Annotated in this window: 3 protein-coding genes; 1 reads left to right on the forward strand and 2 read right to left on the reverse strand. The window is 72.5% G+C overall.

Annotated features, from left to right (window positions below):
* Positions 1 to 214: ATP-binding cassette domain-containing protein (locus tag C1I99_RS30735; protein WP_146604097.1), on the reverse strand; the 214-nt coding region annotated here is incomplete at its 3' end.
* Between the two features lie 151 nt (positions 215 to 365).
* On the opposite strand from C1I99_RS30735, the gene C1I99_RS30740 reads away from it, so the two are divergent.
* Positions 366 to 2372, forward strand: a complete 2007-nt coding sequence (locus C1I99_RS30740) for a protein meaA (RefSeq protein WP_111137653.1) — start codon at positions 366 to 368, stop codon at positions 2370 to 2372.
* A gap of 105 nt (positions 2373 to 2477) precedes the next feature.
* Here C1I99_RS30740 and C1I99_RS30745 read toward each other — a convergent pair whose 3' ends face one another.
* The gene (locus tag C1I99_RS30745; RefSeq protein ID WP_111137654.1) at positions 2478 to 2777 is read right to left on the reverse strand and encodes a DUF1540 domain-containing protein; all 300 of its coding nucleotides are present in this window, start codon (positions 2775 to 2777) and stop codon (positions 2478 to 2480) included.
* Positions 2778 to 3016: the final 239 nt, after the last annotated feature.

The raw sequence follows: 3016 nt of genomic DNA on the forward strand, positions 1-3016 counted from the left end.
GGGCGGGGTCGCTGCCGAGCACCGACACCTCGCCCGCGTCGCGCCGCCGGTAGCCCTCCAGGATCTCCACCGTGGTGGTCTTGCCCGCGCCGTTCGGGCCGAGCAGGGCGAACACCTCGCCCCGGCGCACGTCGAGGTCCACGCCCGCCACCGCGACGGTGTCGCCGTACGCCTTGCGCAGCCCCCGGACGGAGATCGCGAGCTCGTCATCCATGCCGTCAAGTGTGCGGCGCGGGCGCGACCGGGCGGCGCCCGGGGTGTGGTGGTTGCGGACATGTCAGGCGGGGTGCGGCGCGGTGTCCCCGACATGGAGCTGTGTGGTTTTCCACAACCCGTTTTACTGAACGGTAACTTAGACTCCCGCCATGGATGAGAAGGCTGTCCAGGGTCGGCTGCCCGAACGCGACCGCCCGTGGGTGATGCGCACGTACGCCGGGCACTCCTCGGCCGCCGCGACCAACACGCTCTTCCGCCGCAACCTGGCCAAGGGGCAGACCGGGCTCTCGGTCGCCTTCGACCTTCCGACGCAGACCGGCTACGACCCCGACCACGAGCTCGCCGCCGGCGAGGTCGGTCGGGTGGGCGTGCCGGTCGCCCACCTCGGCGACATGCGGGCCCTCTTCGACGGCATCCCGCTGGCCGAGATGAACACCTCGATGACCATCAACGCGCCGGCGATGTGGCTGCTCGCCCTCTATGGCACGGTCGGCGTCGAGCAGGGCGCCGAACTGGCCCGCTGCGCCGGCACCACGCAGAACGACATCATCAAGGAGTACCTCTCCCGCGGGACGTACATCTTCCCGCCGGCGGCGTCGCTGCGGCTCACCGCCGACATCATCGCGTACACGCTGCGCGAGATGCCGAGGTGGAACCCGGTCAACATCTGCTCGTACCACCTTCAGGAGGCCGGCGCCACGCCGGTGCAGGAGGTCGGCTTCGCGCTCTCCACCGCTGTCGCGGTGCTCGACGCGGTCCGCGACTCGGGCCAGGTGCCCGCCGAGCGGATGGGCGACGTGGTGCAGCGGATCTCGTTCTTCGTCAACGCCGGGGTGCGCTTCGTCGAGGAGATCGCCAAGATGCGCGCGTTCGGCGCGCTCTGGGACGAGATCACCCGGGAGCGCTACGGCGTGCGGGACCCGAAGCAGCGCCGGTTCCGCTACGGCGTCCAGGTCAACTCGCTGGGGCTGACCGAGGCGCAGCCGGAGAACAACGTCCAGCGCATCGTGCTGGAGATGCTCGGCGTGACGCTCTCCCGGGACGCCCGCGCCCGCGCCGTGCAGCTGCCCGCCTGGAACGAGGCGCTCGGCCTGCCCCGCCCATGGGACCAGCAGTGGTCACTGCGGATGCAGCAGGTACTCGCGTACGAGTCGGACCTGCTGGAGTACCCGGACCTGTTTGCCGGCTCGCACGTGATGACCGCACTGGTCGACGAGATCGTCACCGGGGCCCGGGTCGAGCTGGCGAAGGTGCTGGAGATGGGCGGCGTGGTCGCCGCGGTGGAGACCGGCTACCTGAAGAGCGCACTGGTCGCCTCGCTGGCCGAGCGCCGGCGCCGGATGGAGGCCGGCACCGACGTGGTGGTCGGCGTCAACCGGTTCACCGAGACCGAGGCGTCCCCGCTCACCGCGGCCGGCGCCGAGGCGGTCGAGCAGGTCGACCCGGCGGTGGAGCAGGCCGCCGTGGCCTCCGTACGCGAGTGGCGGGCCGGCCGGGACGCGGCGGCGGTGGACGCGGCCCTGGCCCGGCTGCGCGCGGACGCCGCGACCACCGCCAACCTGATGCCGGCGACGCTCGAGTGCGTGCGGGCCGGGGTGACCACCGGCGAGTGGGCCGGCGCGCTGCGCCAGGTCTTCGGCGAGTACCGCGCGCCGACCGGCCTGACCGGCGCCGCCGGGGCTGGCGGCGACGCGACGCTGGCCGGCGTGCGGGAGCGGGTCGCCGCCACCGCCCGCGAGCTGGGCAGTGGCCGGCTGCGGCTGCTCGTCGGCAAGCCCGGCCTCGACGGGCACTCCAACGGCGCCGAGCAGATCGCGGTACGCGCCCGCGACGCCGGCTTCGAGGTGGTCTACCAGGGCATCCGGCTGACCGCGGGGCAGATCGTCGCCGCCGCCGTCGAGGAGGACGTCGACCTGGTCGGGCTGTCGGTGCTCTCCGGCTCGCACCTGGCGGCGGTACCCGCGGTGCTGGACGGGCTGCGGGCCGCCGGCCGCGCCGACCTGCCCGTGGTGGTCGGCGGGATCATCCCGGCCGGCGACGCCGAGCAGCTCCGCGCCGCCGGCGTGGCCCGGGTCTTCACCCCGAAGGACTTTGCCCTCACCGGGATCATCGACGAGCTGGTCAGCGTGGTCCGGGAAGCGAACGGCCTGCCCTGACCCGCGTCGCGCCCGCCCCCACCGGCCGGGCGACGGCGCTGGCCCGCGGGGGCTTGCCGCCGTGTGGGCTGGACGGCGTGTTGGGTGCCGCCACGATCGGCGACGTCAGCGTCCGGCGTAGGTCATGCAGTCGGCCATGTCGTTGTCCGGGCCGACCTTGATGGCCGGTGCGTGGCACTCCAGCTGGTCGTTGTGCCGGCAGTCGGCACGCTGGCAGGCGCCGACCTGCGCGATCAGCCCGTCCACCCCGCCGCGCACCGCAGGCATCTCCACGAAGGTGTGGCAGTGCGCGTGGTCCATGCTGCCGATCGTGATGGCGAAGGCGTGGCAGTCGCGAGCGTGGTTGTACGCGCACACCGTGACCACGCACTCCTGGACGCGGGGCATCTCCATCGCTGCGGTCATCCCAAACCCCCTCTAGAGTGTTGTCCCATTTTATGCTTATGAGAGGTTTCGGGACTCCGGTTCGACGGGAGTCGAGCGGGTGCTGGTGAGGCGTCCAGCCCGCGCTCCGGCGCGCCGCCGGGTTCCTTCCCCTCGCGGCCAGCTCCAAGATTCGGACAACTTCGTGAAGGTGCTGCCTCGGTGGCTGGGGAGACGGCAGTTCCCCTGACGTTGTGCGGGGTGGGTGGGTGGTGTGTGGT

Origin of the sequence: Micromonospora deserti (assembly GCF_003236335.1) — a bacterium.
GTDB classification, from domain to species: domain Bacteria; phylum Actinomycetota; class Actinomycetes; order Mycobacteriales; family Micromonosporaceae; genus Micromonospora; species Micromonospora deserti.

What these genes read in the sequence shown, in the direction of transcription:
- C1I99_RS30740 (WP_111137653.1), top strand. Translation starts at nt 366, where the DNA reads ATGGATGAGAAGGCTGTCCAGGGTCGGCTGCCCGAACGCGACCGCCCG.
- C1I99_RS30745 (WP_111137654.1), bottom strand. Translation starts at nt 2,777, where the DNA reads ATGACCGCAGCGATGGAGATGCCCCGCGTCCAGGAGTGCGTGGTCACG.